The organism is Streptomyces sp. CS113 (assembly GCF_002188365.1).
In the GTDB taxonomy this organism is placed as follows: Bacteria; Actinomycetota; Actinomycetes; order Streptomycetales; family Streptomycetaceae; genus Streptomyces; species Streptomyces tendae.
Genome location: NZ_KZ195574.1, coordinates 6,951,712 through 6,967,485 on the forward strand (window position 1 = coordinate 6,951,712; position 15,774 = coordinate 6,967,485).

A 15,774-nucleotide genomic window follows, 5' to 3' on the forward strand; every position below is an offset into this window, starting at 1 on the left:
GGGTCAGACGGTAGAGGGAGGCAGCGGCAACGGCAGCCCGGGGAGGCCGTCGATGCTGGAGGCGATGTGCTCCTTCTTGGTGAAGTACGCGCTGAGCGAGGCGTCGTCCTCCCGGGCGAACCGCTTGCCGTGCAGGTCCCGGTCGTTCTCGTAGGCCATGAAGGGGACGGCGTAGCCGCAGGTGTCGCGGACGAGTTCGGCGTGCACGACGATGACCGCGCGCAGTCCGTGCGCGGTGGTGTCGATGTCCGGGAAGTGGGTGAGCAGCTCGGGGAAGCGCGGGTCGTCGCGGAACACCGGCTCGCCCCGGCCGTGCACCCGCACGATGTTCGGCGGGCCCTGGAAGGCGCACCACATCAGGGTGATGCGGCCGTTCTCCCGCAGGTGGGCGATGGTCTCCGCGTTGGAACCCGCGAAGTCGAGGTAGGCCACGGTCAGTTCGTCGAGCACCGCGAAGCAGCCCGTGAGGCCCTTGGGGGACAGGTTGACCGTGCCGTCGCCGGCCAGGGGAGCGGTGGCGGTGAAGAAGAGGGGCTGCGCCTCGATGAAGGCGCGGAGTCTGCCGTCTATGCGCTCATAAGTCTTTCCCATGTCTAACGATTATGCGGGTGCGGGACGCCGAGGGCGCCACCAAGCCGCAAGATTGACGAAACATGCAGGGTTCTGCATACTCATGCATGACAGTGATCGTACGGTGAGGAGCGACCCAAGTGAGCAGCAACAGCGGTGACGTCCGGCTCTGGGGCGGCCGTTTCGCCGACGGTCCCGCCGAGGCCCTGGCGAAGCTGTCCGCGTCCGTCCACTTCGACTGGCGGCTCGCCCCCTACGACATCGCCGGTTCGCGTGCCCACGCCCGCGTGCTGCACAAGGCCGGGCTGCTCACCGAGGACGAGCTGATCCGGATGATCGCCGGGCTCGACCGGCTGGAGGCGGACGTCGCCGACGGCTCCTTCACCGGCACCATCGCCGATGAGGACGTCCACACGGCCCTGGAGCGCGGGCTGCTGGAGCGCCTCGGTGCGGACCTCGGCGGCAAGCTGCGCGCCGGCCGGTCCCGCAACGACCAGGTGGCGACCCTCTTCCGGATGTACCTGCGCGACCACGCCCGGACCGTCGGCGGCCTGATCGCCGACCTCCAGGACGCGCTGATCGGCCTCGCCGAGGCCCACCCGGACGTGGCCATGCCCGGCCGCACCCACCTCCAGCACGCCCAGCCGGTGCTCTTCGCCCACCACGTGCTCGCCCACGCCCAGGCGCTGGGCCGGGACGCGGAGCGGCTGCGCCAGTGGGACGAGCGCACCGCCGTCTCCCCGTACGGCTCGGGCGCGCTCGCGGGCAGCAGCCTCGGCCTGGACCCGGAGGCCGTCGCCCACGACCTGGGCTTCGAGCACGGCAGCGCCGGCAACTCCATCGACGGGACGGCCTCGCGCGACTTCGTCGCCGAGTTCGCCTTCATCACCGCGATGATCGGTGTCAACATCTCCCGGATCGCCGAGGAGATCATCATCTGGAACACGAAGGAGTTCTCCTTCGTCACCCTCCACGACGCCTTCTCCACCGGCTCCTCGATCATGCCGCAGAAGAAGAACCCCGACATCGCCGAGCTGGCCCGCGGCAAGTCCGGGCGGCTGATCGGCAACCTGACCGGCCTGATGGCCACCCTCAAGGCGCTCCCGCTCGCGTACAACCGCGACCTCCAGGAGGACAAGGAGCCGGTCTTCGACTCCATCGACCAGCTGGAGGTCCTGCTCCCCGCCTTCACCGGCATGATGGCCACCCTCACCGTGCACCGCGAGCGGATGGCGGAGCTGGCCCCGGCCGGGTTCTCGCTCGCCACCGACATCGCCGAGTGGCTGGTCAGGCAGGGCGTGCCGTTCCGCGTCGCGCACGAGGTGGCCGGCGAGTGCGTGAAGGTCGCCGAGGCCGACGGCAAGGAACTGGACGAGCTGACCGACGAGCAGTTCGCCAAGATCTCCGATCACCTCACCCCCGAGGTGCGCACCGTTCTCAACGTCGCCGGCGCGCTCGCCTCCCGCGACGGCCGCGGCGGTACGGCGCCCAGCGCGGTCGCCGTCCAGCTCGCCGAGGTGAAGGCGGACGTGGCGGCCCAGCACGCCTGGGCGGACGCCAAGAAGTAGCGCCCCGCAGGGGCGCGGGGAACCGCGCGACTGGCCACGACGCACTCGCGCCGGCCGAACCACCGTCCGGGCCGTGCTCCGAAGCCGTGGGGGTCGCGGGTTACGTTGGTCGCAAGCCTCACCGGAGCCGACCGAACGGAGCCCGCGATGCCCTTCGCCCGCCTGGCCACCGCAACGACCCCCACCTGCCACATCGGCCTCGGTCTCGCCGCCGTCGGGCGCCCCGGCTACATCAACCTCGGCCGCGATCGTGACCTCGGAGAGGTCCGTACCGTCGAGGCGTTGCGCGAACGCACCCACGACCTTCTGGACGCCGCCTACGCGCAGGGCGTCCGCTACTTCGACGCGGCCCGCTCCTACGGCCGCTCGGAGGAGTTCCTCGCCGACTGGCTCCGGGACCGGCCCGACGTCGACGACGTGGTCGTCGGCAGCAAATGGGGCTACACCTACACCGCCGACTGGTCCACCGACGCCGAGAAGCACGAGGTCAAGGACCACGGCGTCGCGACCTACGAGCGCCAGCGCGCCGAGACCGACACCCTGCTCGGCGACCGGCTCGACCTCTACCAGATCCACTCGCTCACCCCGGACAGCCCCGCCCTCACCGACAAGGAGCTGCACGCCAGGCTGGCCGAGGCCGCCGCGCAGGGCAGCACCGTCGGTTTCTCCACCAGCGGCCCCGCCCAGGCCGACGCCATCCGCGCCGCGCTCGCCGTGACCGTCGACGGCGAGCCCCTCTTCCGCACCGTCCAGTCGACGTACAACGCGCTGGAGACCTCCGCCGGACCCGCGCTGGCCGAGGCGCACGAGGCCGGGCTCACCGTGCTCGTCAAGGAGGGCATGGCCAACGGCCGCCTCGCCGAGCCGCACGCGCCCGGCGCCCTGAAGGCCGTCGCGGAGGAGACCGCCCTGGGCTGCGACGCGGTCGCCCTCGCCCTGGTCCTGCGGCAGCCCTGGGCCGGTGTGGTCCTGTCCGGCGCGGCGACGGTCAACCAGCTCGGCTCCAACCTGCACGCCGCGGTGGTCGACCTCGACGACGACCAGGTGGCGCGCCTCGGCGCACTCGCCGAGGACCCGCAGGCCTACTGGGAGCGTCGCGGGCAGCTGCCCTGGCACTGAGACCGCCGCCCCGCCGATCCGTGCCCGCCCCGAGAGGGGAGTCACACATGGCCGGCGTGAGACAAATGTGTCTCATGTGGGTTATCGTTGTCTCATGGCCGTTGATCGTGAACAGGTACTGCGCAGCGCCGCGACCCTGCTGACCCGCAACTCCACCGCGACCATGGACGAGGTCGCCAGGGCCGCCGGCCTCAGCCGGGCCACGCTGCACCGGCACTTCGCCGGGCGCGACGCCCTCGTCCGGGCGCTGGAGTCGCTGGGCATCGCCGAGTGCGAGGCCGCCCTCGCGGCGGCCCGCACCGAAGAGGGCCCGGCGGCCGACGCGGTGCGCCGGCTGGTCCGCGAGATGGAACCCTCCGCCGCTCTGCTCGCCTTCCTCTACACCGAGAACCAGCTGTTCGAGGGCGAGGAGCAGAACGAGGGCTGGGCCCGCATCGACGCCGGCCTCACCGAGCTGTTCCGCAGGGGCCAGGAGGGCGGCGAGTTCCGCATCGACCTCACGCCCGCCTGGCTCACCGAGGCGCTGTACGGCCTGCTGGCCTCCGGCGCCTGGGCGGTGGCCGAGGGCCGCGTGGCCCGCAACGACTTCACCCACATGATCGTCGAGCTGCTGCTCGGCGGCGCGCTCCGGAGAGAGGAACCATGAACCGCACCCTGCAGCCGGCCCACCCGACCGAGGCGGTGAAGCGCCCCGGCCGCTGGCTGGCGCTGTCCGTCCTGGTGCTGGCCGTGCTGCTGGTGGCCGTCGACGCGACCGTACTCGGTCTCGCGACCCCCTACATCAGCGAGGACCTCGCGCCCTCCGGCACCCAGCTGCTCTGGATCGGCGACGTCTACTCCTTCGTCATCGCCGGTCTGCTCGTCTCCATGGGCAGCCTCGGCGACCGCATCGGACGCAAGCGCATCCTGCTCATCGGCGCCACGGCGTTCGGCGCGATCTCCGTCCTCAACGCCTACGCGCACAGCCCCGAGGTGATGATCCTCGCCCGGGCCCTGCTCGGCGTCGCGGGCGCCACCCTGATGCCCGCCACCCTCGCCCTGATCCGCAACCTCTTCCACGACCCGCGTGAACGCAGCCTCGCCGTCGGCATCTGGGGCGCGGCCGCCTCCGCGGGCGCGGCGGTCGGCCCGGTCGTCGGCGGGTTCCTGCTGGAGCACTTCTGGTGGGGCTCCGTCTTCCTGATCAACCTGCCCGTGATGGCCGTCCTGGTCGTCGTCGGCGTGAAGATGCTGCCCGAGTCCCGCAACCCGAACCCGGGTCCCTGGGACCTGCTCAGCGTCGTCCTCTCCCTGGTCGGCATGGTCGGAGTCGTGTACGCGGTCAAGGAGGCCGCCGCCCACGGGTTCGCCTGGGCCACGCTCGTCGCGGGTCTGCTGGGCGCCGCCGCGCTCTACGGCTTCGTCCGCCGCCAGCTGACCATGCCGGTCCCGCTGCTCGACATGCGGCTGTTCCGCAACCGCGGCTTCAGCGGCGCGGTCCTGGCCGACCTGCTGACCATCCTGGGCCTGTCGGGGCTGGTGTTCTTCCTCTCCCAGTACCTGCAACTCGTCCAGGGCAGGCGGCCCTTCGAGGCGGGCCTGGCCGAACTGCCCGCCGCCGTCGGCGCGGTGGTGGCCGGTCTGATCGCGGGCCGCGCGGCCCGGCGCTTCTCGGTCCGCGCAGTGGTCGCCGGCGGACTCGCCGCCGTCGGGCTCGCGCTCGCCGCGCTGACCGTCATCGGCCAGCACACCGGCTACCCGCTGCTGGGCGCGGCCCTGCTGGTCGTCGGCCTCGGCGCGGGCTTCGCGTTCACCGTCACCGCCGACGTGATCCTCTCCAGCGTCCCCGGGGAGCAGGCGGGCGCCGCCTCCGCGGTCTCCGAGACGGCGTACGAACTCGGCGCCGCCCTCGGCATCGCGGTGCTGGGCTCCATCGTGACCGGCGTCTACCGCGACTTCACCGGCCCCGCTGGCACCCCGGACGCGGCCCACGAGTCGCTGGGCGGCGCGGTGGAGGCCGCCGCCCACCTGCCGGGCCCGGCCGGCCAGGCGCTGCTGGACTCCGCGCGGCAGGCCTTCGTCGACGGCCTGACCCTCGCGGCGGGCGTCGGTGCCGCCGTGCTCCTGGCCGCCGCCGCGGCGTCCTGGTACCTGCTGCGCGGCCAGCGCCTGGAGGACGGGGTGGAACACCCGTAACCCGGGGCGCGGAAACGCGATACGGCGGACCGCTCGGTGAGCGGTCCGCCGTATCGCGTACGGGGGTCGGCGGTGCTACGCCGCCTTCGCCTTGCTCGCGTACATGTCCACGTACTCCTGGCCGGACAGCCGCATGACCTCCGTCATCACGGAGTCCGTCACCGCCCGCAGCACGTAGCGGTCGCGGTCCATGCCCTCGTAGCGGGAGAACTCCATCGCCTCGCCGAAACGGACCGTGACCCGGCCCGGCCGGGGCAGACCCGCGCCGCCCGGCTGGAGCTTGTCGGTGCCGATGACGGCGAACGGCACCACCGGGGCGCCCGTCATCAGGGTGAGCCGGGCGATACCGGTGCGGCCGCGGTAGAGGCGGCCGTCGGGGGAGCGCGTGCCCTCCGGGTAGATCCCGAAGACGTGGCCCTCCTCCAGGATGCGGCGGCCGGTCATCAGGGCCGCCACCCCGCCCCGGCCGCCGTCCCGGTCGACCGGGACCATGCCGACTCCGGTGAAGAACCAGGCCATCAGCCGGCCCTTGAGGCCCTTGCCGGTGACGTACTCGTCCTTGCCGATGAAGAAGACCTGCCGGTCGCAGGTCAGGGGCATGATCACCGAGTCGATGAAGGTGAGGTGGTTGCCGGCCAGGATCACCGGACCGTCGCCCGGGATGTTCTCCACACCCTCCACCCGTGTGCGGAACATCAGGCGCATGATCGGACCGAGCACTGCCTTGATGAACACGAAGCGGGACAACGTGGCCCTCCGGTGTCGGGGATGCGGTATGAGTCTGTGCAGGTGAGGACATTACTCGCGGCCCGGGGGATCACGCACCTCGGGTCACCCGGGCCCGGTGCGGCATCGGCGCGTATCGACGCGTGTTCACCGGGCACGGCCGGGATCGAAGCACACACGACACCCGGTCCGCGTGAGGCGCGCCGCCCGGGCGACGCCACCGGGCCTGTGTCCTTCGCCTACCCCGCCACGCCGCCGCCAAGCCGACGGCACGTCAGCCGTCCCGCCCACACGACACCTCGGTGCACCCGCGTGTTCCGGCCGCGGTCTCCCGCTCGTCATGTACGCGCCCCTACGATCGGCGCGCACGGGACGGTCAACGGCAGGAGGGCCCCATGGGAACGCAGGAGTCGGACGAGCGGGCGGGCGGCGGTACCGGACGGCGGGCGCTCCTCGGGGCCGCGGTGCTCGGCGCGGGCGGAGCGGTACTCGGCCTGCCCGGCACGGCGAGAGCCGCCGGCACCCGGCACGGCGGCGGACACGGCGGCGGGATCGGGAGCCTGCCCGTGCCGACCGTCATCGGTCACCGCGGGGCCAGCGGCTACCGCCCCGAGCACACCTTCGGCTCCTACGAACTCGCCCTCGACCTGGGTGCCGACATCGTCGAGGCCGGTGACCTGGTCCCCACGAAGGACGGTCACCTCGTCTGCCGGCACGAGCCGGAGATCGGCGGCACCACGGACGTCGCCGACCACCGGGAGTTCGCCGACCGCAAGCGCACCAAGCTGCTCGACGGGGTCTCCACCACCGGCTGGTTCACCGAGGACTTCACGCTCGCCGAGCTGAAGACGCTCCGCGCCACCGAGCGCATCCCGGCCAACCGCCCGCACAACACGCTCTACGACGGCCGCTGGGAGATCCCCACCTTCGAGGAGGTGCTGCGCTGGCAGAACGAGCAGACCCGCAGGCGCGGCAAGCAGGTCTGGATCTACCCGGAGCTCAAGCACCCCACCTACTTCCGCAAGCTGGGCCTGGGCACGGAGGAGCGCCTGGCACGGCTGCTGCGCAAGTACGGCAAGGACCGGAAGAACTCGCCCGTCATCATCCAGTCCTTCGAACCCACCAGCATCCAGCGGATGAACAAGCTGGTCGGCAACCCCCTCGCCGTCCTGCTGTCCGGCGCGAACAGCCGTCCCTGGGACTTCGTCGAGACCGGCGACCCGCGCACCACGGCCGACCTCGTCACGCCCAAGGGCCTCAAGGAGATCGCCTCCTACGCGCAGGGCATCGGCCCGACTCTGGACCTGATCATCCCGAAGGACTCCGCCGGGCGGCTCACCGAGCCGACGACGCTCGTCCGCGACGCGCACCGGGCGGGCCTGATCCTGCACCCGTACACCATGCGCAACGAGAACCCCTTCCTGCCCGCCGAGTTCCGCAAGGGCAGCGACCCCGACGGCTACGGCGACGTCTTCGGCGCGTTCCGGACGTACTTCGCCACCGGCATCGACGGCGTCTTCACCGACAACCCGGACACCGGCGTGCTGGCCCGCGAGGACTTCGTCAACGGCGTCAACGGCTGAGCGCACACCCCCAGTTGGGGTGACCTTCGGCCGCCCGGGCAACCCGCCGCCCGGGCGGCCGCGTCGACGTGCATATGACGCACGACCTGCTCACCTCCCTGCGCCCCCTGCTCACCGCCGAAGCCTCGGCCGAGGCATATGCGTCCGGTACCGAGCCCGGCGATCTGGAACAGGCGGTCTGGCTGCGCCTGCTGGAACGCCTGGCGGCCGACGGCCCGCCTCCCGACCCGCACCGCTGGCTGCGCAGCGCCGTCCGCACCGAGGCCCGCCGCACCCGCCGCAGGGCCCGCAACGAGCGGCCGTACGGGACCGAACCCGCCGGTGTCGCCGAGTACGCCCACGAGCCCGAGCGGCTCGCGCTCGCCGCGGCCCGCCGCCGCGCCCTGCGCGACGCCGTGCGCCGGCTGCCGGGCCGCTGCCCCCGGCTGATGGAGGCGCTGCTGTCGCCCAGGGACCTCACATACCGGGAAATCGCGGGGGAGTTGGGTATCTCACAGGGCAGTCTTGGTCCGGAACGCTCCCGATGTCTGGGATGTCTGCGTCGATTGCTGACGCCGGAGGTTGCGGCCGGCTGAGGACGGGGATAGGAGTGGGGGACCACAGGTGATCAGGTGAGCGGGAGGCATGCGCACATGGGCATGAGCGTGACCATCTCGGCGGCGACCGGACAGGACGCCGAGCAGATCTTCCGGCTGCAGTACCTCTGCTTCCAGAGCGAGGCGGCGCTGTACGCCAACTACCGCATCGACCCGCTCGTCCAGACCCTGGACTCGGTGCGCGAGGAGGTCGCCGCCGACTGCGTCTTCGTGGCGCGCCTCGGCGACGAGGTCGTCGGCTCGGTGCGGGGGCGGGTGACCGAGGACGGGGCGGCGTCCATCGGCAAGCTCTGCGTCCACCCCCGTCTCCAGGGACACGGCATCGGGGCCCGGCTGCTGCGGGCCGCCGAGTCCGCCCTGGTCGAGGAGCGCGGCGCCAAGCGGTTCCGGCTGCACACGGGGCACCGCAGCGAGGGCAACCTGCGGCTGTACCGCCGCGTCGGCTACCAGACGGTGGGCACCGCCGAGGGCACCGACGGCGTACCCATGATCATCCTGGAGAAGCCCGCGGAGACGTACGCGACCACGGCCTGAGCCACCGCCGGGCCCCTAGGCGGAACGGGCCCGGCGCAGCCAGTACAGGGCCGACAGCGGCAGCAGCACGGGAATGAAGAGGTACCCCATGCCGTAGTCCGACCACACGGTCGCGTCGGCGAAGGCCGACGGCTCCACCAGCGTCCAGGTGCCGACCGTCAGCACGCCCACCAGTTCGGCGGCGCAGCACACCTGCGCCGCCTTGCGGGCCGTCTCGCCGCCCCGCACCAGGGTGTAGGTGATGAACCCGTAGACCACGCCCGCGAGAGCCGAGAGCGCGTAGGCGAGCGGGGCCCGGTCGAACTCGGTCGCGATCTGGTACGCGGACCGCGACACCGCGCCGACGACCATCACGCCGTACAGCCACACCAGCAGGATGCCGGGCCCGGCGATCAGCCGCTGCCCGGTCCGCTTCTCCTCCGTGACCACCGTCTCAGCCTCCCCAGATGTCATACAGCCGGACCTCCAGGACGGCGAGGACGACACCGCCGGCCGCGACCGTCACCGAGCCCCAGCGGGTGCGCTCGGCCAGCGACATGAAGCCCGCCGCCGGCACGCACGCGAAGGCGCCCAGCAGATACGCCACGAAGATCGTCGTGCCCTGCTCCGGTTCCTCGCCCCGCGCCAGCTGCACGACGCCGACCACCAGCTGGATCAGCGCCAGCGCCGAGACCACGGCCATCCCGATGAAGTGCCAGTCCTTCGTCGGCTGGTCACGGTAGGCGGCCCAGCCGCACCAGGCGGCCAGCAGCAGTGCGGCGACGCCGGTCACCAGTGTCAGGACGTCAAGCATGGCAGCGAGCCTATTACGGCCCAAAAGGCCCGCCGTCCCCGGGCCCGTAGGGTCGGGGGTATGAAGCTCCACGCACAGGCCCTCCTGTTCGACAACGACGGCACCCTCGTCTCCTCCCTGGAATCCGTACGCCGCTGCTGGACGCGCTGGGCCGTCGAGTACGGGATCACCGCCGAGCAGTTCGGGCAGGTGGAACTGCACGGGCGGCCGGCCGCCGAGATAGCCGCCGACCTGCTGCCCGCCGAGGTGGTCGCCGAGGCCGTCGCCCGCATCGAGCACCTGGAGGTCGAGGACGTGCCGAACGGGGGCGTGCACCTGCTGCCCGGCACCCGCGCGTTCCTCGACGCACTGCCCGCCGACCGCTGGGCCGTCGTCACCTCCGCCACCCGGCGCCTCGCCGAGGCCCGCCTCGACGCCGTCGGCATCCTGCCCAAGACCCTCGTCGCCGCCGACGACATCACCCGCGGCAAGCCCGACCCCGAGCCCTACCTCCTCGGCGCCCGCGCCCTGGGCGTCGACCCGGCCGCCTGCGTCGTCTTCGAGGACGCCCCCGCCGGGCTCCAGGCCGGCCGCGCCGCCGGCATGCGGACCGTGGCGTTGGCCACAACCCACCGGGCCGACGAACTCGACGCCGACCTGGTGGTCACCGACCTCTCCGCCTTGTCGGCACTGGTCACCGACGCCGGAATCGAGATCGTCGTGCGGGGCTGATCCACGCCGCCGCGACCGCCTGCCGTCCACCGCTGTCCAGTATCCGGACAGCGGTCTCCGGCCAGGCGCATACGTCTGCTTTACTGATCCGCATGAGCACCACGAGCGACCGCACCCCTGCGACCGAGGCGACCACGACGCCCGGTGCTCGTTGTATGTGCCTGCGAATGTGCGCCTTCTAGAGGGCCCCCGCACCACCTGAGCCTCGCGCCCCGAAGCGAGCGCCCGCCCCTGTCCGCCCGCGCCGACGCGCGCACCGCGGCCGGGCCACGCCCCGCGCACACGTTTCTCCCCGGTCCCACCGCCATGGCGCACCGCCACCGCGAGAACCGTGCCGCGTTCCGAAGGGCCCCGAGAACCCGAAGAACAACGCCCCCGTGCCCGGCGCACACACCGCGCCGCGCACTCGACAGTGACGGAAACCCACGTGATCACCACATCGGGCCTCACCAAGGTCTATCGTTCACGCGGCCGCGAGGTCACCGCCCTGGACGGCGTCGACCTGCACGTCCGCGAGGGCGAGGTGTACGGCGTCATCGGCCAGTCCGGCGCCGGGAAGTCCTCGCTCATCCGCTGCGTCAACCTCCTGGAGCGCCCCACCGCCGGCACGGTCACCGTCGCCGGCCAGGACCTCACGGCGCTGGCCGGCCGCGGACCCCGCGCGGGCCGGGAACTGCGCCAGGCGCGCAGCCGTATCGGCATGGTCTTCCAGCACTTCAACCTGCTCTCCTCGCGGACCGTGCGGGACAACGTCGAACTGCCGCTGGAAATCCTCGGCACGTCAGGGAAGGAACGTTCCCGCAAGGCGCTGGAGCTGCTCGACCTCGTCGGCCTCGCCGACAAGGCGGGGGCCTACCCCGCCCAGCTCTCCGGCGGCCAGAAGCAGCGCGTCGGCATCGCCCGCGCCCTGGCCGGAGACCCCAAGGTGCTGCTGTCCGACGAGGCCACCAGCGCCCTCGACCCGGAGACGACCCGCTCCATCCTCCAGCTGCTGCGCGACCTGAACCGGCAGCTCGGGCTGACCGTCCTGCTCATCACCCACGAGATGGACGTCGTCAAGAGCATCTGCGACTCGGCCGCCCTCATGGACCGGGGCCGCATCGTCGAGTCCGGCACGGTCGGCGAACTCCTCGCCACCCCGGGCTCCGAACTGGCCGCCGCGCTCTTCCCGGTGGGCGGCGACGCCTCCGCGGACGACCGCACCGTCCTCGACGTCACCTTCCACGGCGAGGCGGCCACCCAGCCCGTCATCTCCCAGCTCTCCCGCACCTACAACATCGACATATCGATCCTCGGCGCCGCCATCGACACCGTCGGCGGCCTCCAGGTCGGCCGGATGCGCATCGAACTGCCCGGCCGCTACGAGGACAACGTCGTGCCCGTCGGCTTCCTGCGCGAACAGGGCCTCCAGATCGACGTGGTGGACCAGGCTCCCGTTCAGGGTTCCGTCCTGGTGAAGGAAGGTGCCAAGTGACCTGGTCGCAGATGCAGCCGCTGCTGGAGCAGGCCTCCTGGGAGACCCTGATCATGGTCGGCTGGTCCACCCTGATCGCCGTCGCCGCCGGCCTGCCGCTCGGCGTGCTCCTCGTCCTCACCGACCGGGGCGGGCTGCTTCAGAACGTCGTGGTCAACAAGGTCATCGGGCAGATCGTGAACATCGGCCGCTCGATGCCGTTCATCATCCTCATGGTCGCGCTGATGAGCTTCACCCGCTGGGTCACCGGCACCACCATCGGCAGCGAGGCCGCCATCGTGCCGCTCGCCATCGGCGGCATCCCGTTCTTCGCGCGGCTCGTCGAGACCGCCGTGCGCGAGGTCGACGGCGGGCTCGTCGAGGCCGTCCAGTCCATGGGCGGCAACACCTGGACCATCGTCCGCAAGGTCCTGGTCCCTGAGGCGCTCCCCTCCCTGATCGCCTCCACCACCACCACGATCATCGCCCTCATCGGCTACTCCGCCATGGCCGGCACCGTCGGCGGCGGCGGCCTGGGCGACCTCGCCGTCCGCTACGGCTACCAGCGCTTCGAGCCCGGCTTCATGTGGATCACCGTCGCGCTCCTCGCCGTCGCCATCTCGCTCATCCAGTTCGCCGGCGACTACGCGGCCCGCACCCTGCACCGCCGCGGCGGACGCGGCGGAGCGGCCCCCAGGCTCCGGCTGCTCAGGGCCAAGGAGCCCGCCGCGGCCGACGTCGGCAAGGTCGCCTGACCGCACTCCGAAGACTCCCCGCCCCACCGGGACGGGGCCGCACCACCTCAGGAAAGGCACTTTTCGTGCGTAACACCGCCAAGATCACCACCGCCGTCCTCGCCGCCGGAGCCCTCACCCTCGGGCTGTCCGCCTGCGGCTCCGACCAGGACTCCGCCTCCGACACCTCGGGACCGCTGGTCGTCGCCGCGAGCCCCACCCCGCACGCCGAGATCCTCGACTACGTCAAGGACAACCTGGCCAAGGACGCGGGCCTCGACCTCGAGGTCAAGGAGTTCACCGACTACGTCACGCCGAACACGGCGACGGAGGACGGCTCCGTGGGGGCCAACTACTTCCAGACCCAGCCCTACCTCGACGACTTCAACAAGAAGAACGGCACCCACATCGTGTCCGTCGTCGACGTGCACCTGGAGCCGCTCGGCCTCTACTCGCACAAGGTGAAGAAGGCCGACGACCTGAAGAGCGGTGCGACCGTCGCCGTCCCCAACGACACCGTCAACGAGGGCCGCGCCCTCCAGCTGCTCGCCGCCCACGGGATCATCACCCTCAAGGACGGCGTCGGCACCGCGGCGACCCCCGCGGACATCACCAAGAACCCGAAGAACCTCGAGTTCAAGGAGCTGGAGGCGGCCCAGACCCCGCGCTCCCTGGACGACGTGGACGCGGCGGTCGTCAACGGCAACTACGCCATCGAGGCCGATCTGAAGCCCGCCCAGGACGCCCTCGTCCTGGAGAGCGCCAAGGACAACCCGAACAGCAACCTCCTCGCCGTCAAGGAGGGCCACGAGGACGACCCGCGCGTCAAGAAGCTCGCGAAGCTCCTCAACTCGCCCGAGGTGAAGAAGTTCATCGAGGACAAGTACGCCGGCGCGGTCCTGCCCTCCTTCTGAACCTCCGACCCCGAGGTCCCCTCCGGTCCGCCCGTCCGGGCCGAACCCCGCGTCACCCACCGGGTCCGCTCCGTGCTCACGGGGCGGACCCGGTGGTGTGGTTGAGTGCTTTCATGCTGCATGCTGGGCAGTTCGAGCAGGCCCTGACGGTTCCCCAGGTTACGGAGCGGCGCATGACGAGCACCTTCCCCACCATCTCCATCAGCACGGAGCGGTTGGTGCTGCGCCCCCTCGACGAGGACGACGTCCCGGCCCTGGCCGCGATGATGAACGACGAGCAGGTCGCCGCCTGGACCCACGTCCCCCAGCCCTTCACCGAGGACAACGCCGCCACCTGGATCGGCGAGTACGCCCCCGCCGAGCGCACCGCGGGCCGGGGGCTCGACCTCGCCGTCACCGAGTTCCTCACCCAGCGACTGGTCGGCGTCATCCAGCTCAGCAAGACCAACTGGCACGTGAGGGCCACCGAACTCTCCTACATAATCGCCCCCTGGGCCCGGGGTGAGGGGTACGCGTCCGAGGCGGCACTCGCCACCGCCCAGTGGCTCTTCGGCGACCAGAAGTTCGAACGCGTCGAGCTGCGCACCGCGGCCGACAACACCGCCTCCCAGCAGGTCGCCCAGAAGATCGGCTGCATCAGCGAAGGTGTGCTGCGGGGCGCCTGCATAGCCCGCGTACGCACCGACGACGGCGTCTGGACGGACGTACGCACCGACTTCATCGTGTGGAGCCTGCTGCCGGAGGACCTCGAGGGCACCACCGGACAGCTGACCGACACCGACGGTTTCACCACCTTCACCGACTGGAACTGATACACGGGGGGCGTCCGGCGCCACCACCCCGGACCAGGCCGCACCGGGTACCCTCACGGGGCGCGCCCGCGACGGTTCCGCGACCACGACCTGCGAAACCCTGGAGACTGACGACGATGGCCGACCGGGTCACGGTGATCGGCTGGGACGGTTCGCCGCTGACCGCCGCGGCACGCTCCGCACTGGGCGCCGCCACCCTGGTGGCCGGTGCCGCACACCACCTGGCGCTTCCCGAGGTACCGCCCACCGCCGAGCGGATCCGGCTCGGCAGCGTCGCCCTCGCCGCCCGCCGCCTCGCCGCCCACCGCGGCACCACGGTCGTGCTGGCCGACGGCGACCCCGGCTTCTTCGGTGTCGTACGCACCCTGCGGGCGCCCGAGTTCGGCCTGGAGGTGGAGGTCGTCCCCGCCGTCTCCTCCGTGGCCGCCGCCTTCGCCCGCGCCGGGATGCCCTGGGACGACGCCCATGTGGTCGTCGCCCACCCCCGCACCCTGCGACGCGCGGTGAACGTGTGCCGCGCCCACACCAAAGTCGCCGTCCTCACCTCACCGGGCGCCGGACCGGCCGAACTCGGCCTGCTGATGGAGGGCGTCCACCGCACCTTCGTCATCTGCGAGGAACTCGGCACCACCCGCGAGCGGGTCACCGTGGTCACCTCCGACAAGGCCGCCGACCACACCTGGCGCGACCCGAACGTCGTCATCGTGGCGGGCGGCAGCGCGGGACCGGCCGCCGCCGGCGACGGCACCGGCTGGATCGCCGGCCGCGACCCCGCCACCGGCCCGCGCGGCTGGTCCCTGCCCGCCGCGGCCTATGGCGGTGAGCTGGGCGAGGGCGAGACCGACCTGCTGCGCACCGCCCAACTCGCCCGGCTCGGACCGCGCCTCGGCGACCTCGTGTGGGACATCGGCTGCGGCAGCGGCGCCTTCGCCACCGAGGCCGCCCGCGGTGGCGCCGCCGTCATCGCGGTCGACCGGGACCGGGACGCCTGCCTCCGCACCGAGGCCGCCGCACGGCACTTCGGGGTCCAGCTCCAGACCGTGCACGGCAACGCCCCCCACATCCTGGAGAACCTCCCCGAACCGGACGTCGTCCGCGTCGGCGGCGGGGGAGCGGCCGTGGTCTCCGCGGTCGCGGACCGCCGCCCGCAGCGCATCGTCGCGCACGCCGCGACCCGCGACGCGGCCGAACTCGTCGGCAGGGACCTGACGGAGCACGGGTACCGCGTCGAGTGCGCCCTGCTGCAATCCGTCGGACTCGACACCCGGGCCTGGACGGAGACGGAGCGGAGCGTCGCGTTCCTGCTCAGCGGAGAGATCGTGCGGCGCGAAGCACCCCGCTGAGGTCCCGCGGCGACCGCGCCCCGTGATCGGTTGTTCATACCGCGCGGGGTAGGCTGGCGGATTGTTGTACCGCATGCGGACACCCGGCAGTTCGTCGGTCGATGTCCGTAAAAACCCGCCCCTTCGGGGGCAGGTGTGGTACG

Annotated in this window: 17 protein-coding genes; 13 read left to right on the forward strand and 4 right to left on the reverse strand. The window is 72.0% G+C overall.

Annotated elements, in window-relative coordinates; translation table 11 throughout:
- Nucleotides 1-3: 3 nt before the first annotated feature.
- Nucleotides 4-591, reverse strand: coding sequence for a pyridoxamine 5'-phosphate oxidase family protein (locus B9W62_RS31280; protein ID WP_087810286.1), 588 nt, complete (start codon nucleotides 589-591; stop codon nucleotides 4-6).
- A 119-nt stretch (nucleotides 592-710) separates the two neighbouring features.
- Here B9W62_RS31280 and argH point away from each other — a divergent pair, with 119 nt between their 5' ends.
- The 4 genes from argH to B9W62_RS31300 all read left to right on the forward strand — a co-directional run bounded on the left by argH (nucleotide 711) and on the right by B9W62_RS31300 (nucleotide 5,432).
- Entirely contained in the window at nucleotides 711-2,138 is a 1,428-nt protein-coding gene (gene argH / locus B9W62_RS31285; protein WP_087810287.1) for an argininosuccinate lyase, read from the forward strand.
- A 147-nt stretch (nucleotides 2,139-2,285) separates the two neighbouring features.
- Complete coding sequence (locus B9W62_RS31290) at nucleotides 2,286-3,257, forward strand: aldo/keto reductase (RefSeq protein ID WP_087810288.1); 972 nt, start codon at nucleotides 2,286-2,288, stop codon at nucleotides 3,255-3,257.
- A gap of 94 nt (nucleotides 3,258-3,351) precedes the next feature.
- A complete protein-coding gene (locus tag B9W62_RS31295; protein ID WP_179235766.1) occupies nucleotides 3,352-3,903 on the forward strand; it encodes a TetR/AcrR family transcriptional regulator in 552 nt (183 codons plus the stop codon).
- The gene (locus B9W62_RS31300; protein WP_087810290.1) at nucleotides 3,900-5,432 is read left to right on the forward strand and encodes an MFS transporter; all 1,533 of its coding nucleotides are present in this window, start codon (nucleotides 3,900-3,902) and stop codon (nucleotides 5,430-5,432) included. Before B9W62_RS31295 ends, B9W62_RS31300 begins: the two co-directional genes overlap by 4 nt.
- A gap of 75 nt (nucleotides 5,433-5,507) precedes the next feature.
- Here the strand turns inward: B9W62_RS31300 and B9W62_RS31305 are convergent, their stop codons facing one another.
- Nucleotides 5,508-6,179, reverse strand: coding sequence for a lysophospholipid acyltransferase family protein (locus B9W62_RS31305; RefSeq protein WP_007447704.1), 672 nt, complete (start codon nucleotides 6,177-6,179; stop codon nucleotides 5,508-5,510).
- Nucleotides 6,180-6,553: 374 nt separating this feature from the next.
- Here B9W62_RS31305 and B9W62_RS31310 point away from each other — a divergent pair, with 374 nt between their 5' ends.
- From B9W62_RS31310 to B9W62_RS31320, 3 genes are all read left to right on the forward strand, one after another.
- Entirely contained in the window at nucleotides 6,554-7,741 is a 1,188-nt protein-coding gene (locus B9W62_RS31310; protein WP_087810291.1) for a glycerophosphodiester phosphodiesterase, read from the forward strand.
- A 74-nt stretch (nucleotides 7,742-7,815) separates the two neighbouring features.
- Nucleotides 7,816-8,316 (forward strand): sigma-70 family RNA polymerase sigma factor, encoded by a 501-nt coding sequence (locus tag B9W62_RS31315; RefSeq protein ID WP_087810292.1) that lies wholly within the window; start codon nucleotides 7,816-7,818, stop codon nucleotides 8,314-8,316.
- Nucleotides 8,317-8,373: 57 nt separating this feature from the next.
- On the forward strand, nucleotides 8,374-8,871 hold the full coding sequence (locus tag B9W62_RS31320) for a GNAT family N-acetyltransferase (RefSeq protein WP_087810293.1): 498 nt from the start codon (nucleotides 8,374-8,376) through the stop codon (nucleotides 8,869-8,871).
- Between the two features lie 15 nt (nucleotides 8,872-8,886).
- Here B9W62_RS31320 and B9W62_RS31325 read toward each other — a convergent pair whose 3' ends face one another.
- On the reverse strand, nucleotides 8,887-9,324 hold the full coding sequence (locus B9W62_RS31325; RefSeq protein WP_087810294.1) for a hypothetical protein: 438 nt from the start codon (nucleotides 9,322-9,324) through the stop codon (nucleotides 8,887-8,889).
- The gene (locus B9W62_RS31330; protein WP_087810295.1) at nucleotides 9,305-9,664 is read right to left on the reverse strand and encodes a hypothetical protein; all 360 of its coding nucleotides are present in this window, start codon (nucleotides 9,662-9,664) and stop codon (nucleotides 9,305-9,307) included. Before B9W62_RS31330 ends, B9W62_RS31325 begins: the two co-directional genes overlap by 20 nt.
- A gap of 60 nt (nucleotides 9,665-9,724) precedes the next feature.
- On the opposite strand from B9W62_RS31330, the gene B9W62_RS31335 reads away from it, so the two are divergent.
- The 6 genes from B9W62_RS31335 to cbiE all read left to right on the forward strand — a co-directional run bounded on the left by B9W62_RS31335 (nucleotide 9,725) and on the right by cbiE (nucleotide 15,631).
- Nucleotides 9,725-10,375 carry an HAD family hydrolase gene (locus tag B9W62_RS31335; protein WP_087810296.1) on the forward strand — a complete coding sequence of 217 codons (651 nt, stop codon included), beginning with the start codon at nucleotides 9,725-9,727 and terminating at the stop codon, nucleotides 10,373-10,375.
- Between the two features lie 427 nt (nucleotides 10,376-10,802).
- Nucleotides 10,803-11,849 carry a methionine ABC transporter ATP-binding protein gene (locus B9W62_RS31340; protein ID WP_087810297.1) on the forward strand — a complete coding sequence of 349 codons (1,047 nt, stop codon included), beginning with the start codon at nucleotides 10,803-10,805 and terminating at the stop codon, nucleotides 11,847-11,849.
- A complete protein-coding gene (locus B9W62_RS31345) occupies nucleotides 11,846-12,583 on the forward strand; it encodes a methionine ABC transporter permease (protein ID WP_179235767.1) in 738 nt (245 codons plus the stop codon). Before B9W62_RS31340 ends, B9W62_RS31345 begins: the two co-directional genes overlap by 4 nt.
- A 65-nt stretch (nucleotides 12,584-12,648) precedes the next feature.
- Nucleotides 12,649-13,476, forward strand: coding sequence for a MetQ/NlpA family ABC transporter substrate-binding protein (locus tag B9W62_RS31350; RefSeq protein WP_087810298.1), 828 nt, complete (start codon nucleotides 12,649-12,651; stop codon nucleotides 13,474-13,476).
- A 173-nt stretch (nucleotides 13,477-13,649) separates the two neighbouring features.
- Complete coding sequence (locus B9W62_RS31355) at nucleotides 13,650-14,288, forward strand: GNAT family N-acetyltransferase (protein WP_179235768.1); 639 nt, start codon at nucleotides 13,650-13,652, stop codon at nucleotides 14,286-14,288.
- A 116-nt stretch (nucleotides 14,289-14,404) separates the two neighbouring features.
- The gene (gene cbiE / locus B9W62_RS31360; protein ID WP_087810300.1) at nucleotides 14,405-15,631 is read left to right on the forward strand and encodes a precorrin-6y C5,15-methyltransferase (decarboxylating) subunit CbiE; all 1,227 of its coding nucleotides are present in this window, start codon (nucleotides 14,405-14,407) and stop codon (nucleotides 15,629-15,631) included.
- Nucleotides 15,632-15,774: the final 143 nt, after the last annotated feature.

What these genes read in the sequence shown, in the direction of transcription:
- B9W62_RS31280 (WP_087810286.1), bottom strand. Translation starts at nt 591, where the DNA reads ATGGGAAAGACTTATGAGCGCATAGACGGCAGACTCCGCGCCTTCATC.
- B9W62_RS31290 (WP_087810288.1), top strand. Translation starts at nt 2,286, where the DNA reads ATGCCCTTCGCCCGCCTGGCCACCGCAACGACCCCCACCTGCCACATC.
- B9W62_RS31295 (WP_179235766.1), top strand. Translation starts at nt 3,352, where the DNA reads ATGGCCGTTGATCGTGAACAGGTACTGCGCAGCGCCGCGACCCTGCTG.
- B9W62_RS31300 (WP_087810290.1), top strand. Translation starts at nt 3,900, where the DNA reads ATGAACCGCACCCTGCAGCCGGCCCACCCGACCGAGGCGGTGAAGCGC.
- B9W62_RS31310 (WP_087810291.1), top strand. Translation starts at nt 6,554, where the DNA reads ATGGGAACGCAGGAGTCGGACGAGCGGGCGGGCGGCGGTACCGGACGG.
- B9W62_RS31315 (WP_087810292.1), top strand. Translation starts at nt 7,816, where the DNA reads ATGACGCACGACCTGCTCACCTCCCTGCGCCCCCTGCTCACCGCCGAA.
- B9W62_RS31320 (WP_087810293.1), top strand. Translation starts at nt 8,374, where the DNA reads ATGGGCATGAGCGTGACCATCTCGGCGGCGACCGGACAGGACGCCGAG.
- B9W62_RS31325 (WP_087810294.1), bottom strand. Translation starts at nt 9,324, where the DNA reads ATGACATCTGGGGAGGCTGAGACGGTGGTCACGGAGGAGAAGCGGACC.
- B9W62_RS31330 (WP_087810295.1), bottom strand. Translation starts at nt 9,664, where the DNA reads ATGCTTGACGTCCTGACACTGGTGACCGGCGTCGCCGCACTGCTGCTG.
- B9W62_RS31335 (WP_087810296.1), top strand. Translation starts at nt 9,725, where the DNA reads ATGAAGCTCCACGCACAGGCCCTCCTGTTCGACAACGACGGCACCCTC.
- B9W62_RS31355 (WP_179235768.1), top strand. Translation starts at nt 13,650, where the DNA reads ATGACGAGCACCTTCCCCACCATCTCCATCAGCACGGAGCGGTTGGTG.
- cbiE (WP_087810300.1), top strand. Translation starts at nt 14,405, where the DNA reads ATGGCCGACCGGGTCACGGTGATCGGCTGGGACGGTTCGCCGCTGACC.